This is a genomic window from Lysobacter sp. DMC104 (assembly GCF_056313665.1).
Window position 1 is genome coordinate 1 of record NZ_JBQUZW010000028.1, and the last position, 5386, is coordinate 5386.

2 tRNA genes and 3 rRNA genes are annotated in these 5386 nt (G+C 55.3%); all 5 read right to left on the bottom strand.

From position 1 onward, the window contains the following. Window positions 1-47: 47 nt before the first annotated feature. Window positions 48-161, bottom strand: a 5S ribosomal RNA gene (gene rrf / locus ACT53R_RS19555). 122 nt (window positions 162-283) lie between these two features. Next, window positions 284-3141: ribosomal RNA gene (locus tag ACT53R_RS19560) — 23S ribosomal RNA — on the bottom strand. Between the two features lie 215 nt (window positions 3142-3356). Next, window positions 3357-3433: transfer RNA gene (locus tag ACT53R_RS19565), tRNA-Ile, on the bottom strand. 19 nt (window positions 3434-3452) lie between these two features. Further along, a tRNA-Ala gene (locus tag ACT53R_RS19570) sits at window positions 3453-3528 on the bottom strand. 92 nt (window positions 3529-3620) lie between these two features. Beyond that, a 16S ribosomal RNA gene (locus ACT53R_RS19575) occupies window positions 3621-5165 on the bottom strand. Together the 16S, 23S and 5S rRNA genes with 2 tRNA genes alongside form the textbook arrangement of a ribosomal RNA operon. Window positions 5166-5386 lie beyond the last annotated feature (221 nt).

The window sequence follows — 5386 nt, forward strand, 5'->3', positions numbered from 1 at the left end:
AAAGAAGAACCCCCTGCAGCGTTGGCTGCAGGGGGTTCGGTGTAAGGCCCTGGCGATGACCTACTCTCGCATGCTGAGTGCACACTACCATCGGCGCGTGCGCGTTTCACTTCCGAGTTCGGGATGGGATCGGGTGGTTCCACGCAGCTATTGTCACCAGGGAGAGGGTGGAGGGTCGCCGGCTTCCGGAGAAGCAGCGCTCACGCTCTCATTGGGTCTTGGGACGTAACGAGGTTGTGCCGAACGTCGACGTGTCGGTCGAGGTAAGGCGACTTGAGGTTATATGGTCAAGCCACACGGATCATTAGTACAGGTTAGCTCAACGCATTGCTGCGCTTACACACCCTGCCTATCAACCACCTAGTCTTGATGGTTCCTTCAGGGGGCTTGTGCCCCGGGAGATCTCATCTTGAGGCGCGCTTCCCGCTTAGATGCTTTCAGCGGTTATCGCTTCCGAACATAGCTACCCGGCAGTGCCACTGGCGTGACAACCGGAACACCAGAGGTTCGTCCACTCCGGTCCTCTCGTACTAGGAGCAGCCCCTCTCAAATCTCCAACGCCCACGACAGATAGGGACCGAACTGTCTCACGACGTTCTGAACCCAGCTCGCGTACCACTTTAAATGGCGAACAGCCATACCCTTGGGACCGACTACAGCCCCAGGATGTGATGAGCCGACATCGAGGTGCCAAACACCGCCGTCGATATGAACTCTTGGGCGGTATCAGCCTGTTATCCCCGGAGTACCTTTTATCCGTTGAGCGATGGCCCTTCCATACAGAACCACCGGATCACTAAGACCTACTTTCGTACCTGCTTGAGCCGTCGCTCTTGCAGTCAAGCACGCTTATGCCTTTGCACACAGTGCGCGATGTCCGACCGCGCTGAGCGTACCTTCGTGCTCCTCCGTTACTCTTTAGGAGGAGACCGCCCCAGTCAAACTACCCACCATACACGGTCCCCGACCCGGATCACGGGCCCAGGTTAGAACGTCAAGCACATCAGGGTGGTATTTCAAGGTTGCCTCCACGACAGCTAGCGCCATCGCTTCAAAGGCTCCCACCTATCCTACACAGACGAACTCAACGTTCAGTGTAAAGCTATAGTAAAGGTTCACGGGGTCTTTCCGTCTTGCCGCGGGAACGCTGCATCTTCACAGCGATTTCAATTTCACTGAGTCTTGGGTGGAGACAGCGCCGCTGTCGTTACGCCATTCGTGCAGGTCGGAACTTACCCGACAAGGAATTTCGCTACCTTAGGACCGTTATAGTTACGGCCGCCGTTTACTGGGGCTTCGATCAAGAGCTTCGCTTGCGCTGACCCCATCACTTAACCTTCCAGCACCGGGCAGGCGTCACACCCTATACGTCCACTTTCGTGTTTGCAGAGTGCTGTGTTTTTGATAAACAGTCGCAGCGGCCTGGTCACTGCGGCCCTCCCCAGCTATTCACCATGGAGGGCGTACCTTCTCCCGAAGTTACGGTACTATTTTGCCTAGTTCCTTCACCCAAGTTCTCTCAAGCGCCTGAGAATTCTCATCCTGCCCACCTGTGTCGGATTACGGTACGGTCTGCGTAAGCTGAAGCTTAGGAGCTTTTCCTGGAAGCGTGATATCAGCAGCTTCGCCCGATAGGGCTCGTCCTTGGTCTCAACGTTGCGCTCCCGGATTTGCCTAAGAGCACCGCCTCAACCCTCTCACCGGGACAACCAACGCCCGGCCTGCTTAACCTTCTCCGTCCCTCCATCGCACTTACGCGAGGTGCTGGAATATTAACCAGCTTCCCATCGACTACGCATTTCTGCCTCGCCTTAGGGGCCGACTCACCCTGCGCCGATTAACGTTGCGCAAGGAAACCTTGGGCTTTCGGCGTGCGGGCTTTTCACCCGCATTATCGTTACTCATGTCAGCATTCGCACTTCCGATACCTCCAGCAGACTTCTCAATCCACCTTCACAGGCTTACGGAACGCTCCTCTACCGCGCACGCAGAGCGTGCACCCCAAGCTTCGGTTTACCGCTTAGCCCCGTTAAATCTTCCGCGCAGACCGACTCGACCAGTGAGCTATTACGCTTTCTTTAAAGGGTGGCTGCTTCTAAGCCAACCTCCTGGCTGTCTGTGCCTTTCCACATCGTTTTCCACTTAGCGGTAATTTGGGACCTTAGCTGTGGGTCTGGGTTGTTTCCCTTTTCACGACGGACGTTAGCACCCGCCGTGTGTCTCCCATGCAGTCTGTCCTGGTATTCGGAGTTTGCCATGGTTTGGTAAGTCGCAATGACCCCCTAGCCATAACAGTGCTCTACCCCCAGGAAGATTCACATGAGGCGCTACCTAAATAGCTTTCGAGGAGAACCAGCTATCTCCGGGTTCGATTAGCTTTTCACTCCTAATCACACCTCATCCCCTACCTTTGCAACGGGAGTGGGTTCGGGCCTCCAGTTGATGTTACTCAACCTTCACCCTGGGCATGACTAGATCACCCGGTTTCGGGTCTACTGCCTGCGACTATGCGCCCTGTTCAGACTCGGTTTCCCTTCGCCTCCCCTATACGGTTAAGCTCGCCACAGACAGTAAGTCGCTGACCCATTATACAAAAGGTACGCCGTCACCCTTGCGGGCTCCGACTGCTTGTACGCACACGGTTTCAGGGTCTATTTCACTCCCCTCGCCGGGGTTCTTTTCGCCTTTCCCTCACGGTACTGGTTCACTATCGGTCGGTCAGTAGTATTTAGCCTTGGAGGATGGTCCCCCCATGTTCAGACAGGGTTTCACGTGCCCCGCCCTACTCAATTTCATCGATCGAGCCCTTTCACATACAGGGCTATCACCTTCTATGGCCGGCCTTTCCAGACCGTTTTGCTAGAACTCGATCGACTTTTGGGCTAGTCCCCGTTCGCTCGTCGCTACTCAGGGAATCTCGGTTGATTTCTTTTCCTACGGTTACTTAGATATTTCAGTTCACCGCGTTCGCTTCCAGCAGCTATGTATTCACTGCAGGATACCCTTTCGGGTGGGTTTCCCCATTCGGACATCGCCGGATCAAAGCTTGTTGCCAGCTCCCCGACGCTTTTCGCAGGCTACCACGTCCTTCATCGCCTCTGACCGCCAAGGCATCCACCGTGTGCGCTTATTCGCTTGACCATATAACCTCGAGTCGCCTCAAGGTCATGTCGTCGCGAATCTCAACGACTTATCACTTCAATAAAGCATCTCTCGATGCTCGCCTTAGCCTCTTTCGACACGTCTGGACATTCGTCTCAAACGCTCGTTACGTCCCAAGTTTTCAAAGATCTTCGCCCGGCCACAGTGCCAGGCGAATTCAATTTAAGTGTGCGCGACATTCATCCAAAGCAGTTTGGTGGGTCTGGGAGGACTCGAACCACCGACCTCACCCTTATCAGGGGTGCGCTCTAACCACCTGAGCTACAGACCCGTTATGCGTCTAAGCCAGATGGTGGAGCCAGTCGGGATCGAACCGACGACCCCCTGCTTGCAAAGCAGGTGCTCTCCCAGCTGAGCTATGGCCCCGTGTGCACGTCGGCTCTTCGCCGGTGCGGGACGCTTTGGATGCAGGTCACTTGTGCGGACGTCCGACAGGCAATTTGCTGTCTTTAGTCTCTAAAGGAGGTGATCCAGCCGCACCTTCCGATACGGCTACCTTGTTACGACTTCACCCCAGTCATCGGCCACACCGTGGCAAGCGCCCCCCTTGCGGTTAAGCTACCTGCTTCTGGTGCAACAAACTCCCATGGTGTGACGGGCGGTGTGTACAAGGCCCGGGAACGTATTCACCGCAGCAATGCTGATCTGCGATTACTAGCGATTCCGACTTCATGGAGTCGAGTTGCAGACTCCAATCCGGACTGAGATGGGGTTTCTGGGATTGGCTCACCCTCGCGGGTTCGCAGCCCTCTGTCCCCACCATTGTAGTACGTGTGTAGCCCTGGCCGTAAGGGCCATGATGACTTGACGTCATCCCCACCTTCCTCCGGCTTGTCGCCGGCGGTCTCCTTAGAGTTCCCACCATTACGTGCTGGCAACTAAGGACAAGGGTTGCGCTCGTTGCGGGACTTAACCCAACATCTCACGACACGAGCTGACGACAGCCATGCAGCACCTGTCTCACGGTTCCCGAAGGCACCAATCCATCTCTGGAAAGTTCCGTGGATGTCAAGGCCAGGTAAGGTTCTGCGCGTTGCATCGAATTAAACCACATACTCCACCGCTTGTGCGGGCCCCCGTCAATTCCTTTGAGTTTCAGTCTTGCGACCGTACTCCCCAGGCGGCGAACTTAACGCGTTAGCTTCGATACTGAGTGCCTAGTTGCACCCAACATCCAGTTCGCATCGTTTAGGGCGTGGACTACCAGGGTATCTAATCCTGTTTGCTCCCCACGCTTTCGTGCCTCAGTGTCAGTGCTGGTCCAGATGGCCGCCTTCGCCACAGATGTTCCTCCCGATCTCTACGCATTTCACTGCTACACCGGGAATTCCGCCATCCTCTACCGCACTCTAGCCCGCCAGTATCCAATGCAATTCCCAGGTTGAGCCCAGGGCTTTCACATCAGACTTAACGAACCACCTACGCACGCTTTACGCCCAGTAATTCCGAGTAACGCTTGCACCCTTCGTATTACCGCGGCTGCTGGCACGAAGTTAGCCGGTGCTTATTCTTCCGGTACCGTCAGAACACCGAAGTATTAATCCAGTGCTTTTCTTTCCGGACAAAAGGGCTTTACAACCCGAAGGCCTTCTTCACCCACGCGGCATGGCTGGATCAGGCTTGCGCCCATTGTCCAATATTCCCCACTGCTGCCTCCCGTAGGAGTCTGGACCGTGTCTCAGTTCCAGTGTGGCTGATCATCCTCTCAGACCAGCTACCGATCGTCGCCTTGGTGGGCCATTACCCCGCCAACTAGCTAATCGGACATCGGCTCATCTAATCGCGCGAGGTCTTGCGATCCCCCGCTTTCACCCGTAGGTCGTATGCGGTATTAGCGTAAGTTTCCCTACGTTATCCCCCACGACTAGGCAGATTCCGATGTATTCCTCACCCGTCCGCCACTCGCCACCCACAGTATTGCTACTGCTGTGCTGCCGTTCGACTTGCATGTGTTAGGCCTGCCGCCAGCGTTCACTCTGAGCCAGGATCAAACTCTTCACTTAAACTTTTCGGACCGAAGTCCTAATGCTTTGAGTGCAGTCGTCGTCACCAGCTCCAAATTACTCACTGCATTTGCATGCTTTGAATTGACTTGGTTCTGTTACGAACGTCTGCAAGATGGACAACCATCCACCTGCCAGACGCCCGCACAAGTCACCTGCGCACACTGTCAAAGAACTTCGGAATCGGCCTCAGCGCCTCATCCTTTTTTGCCTCTTTCCCG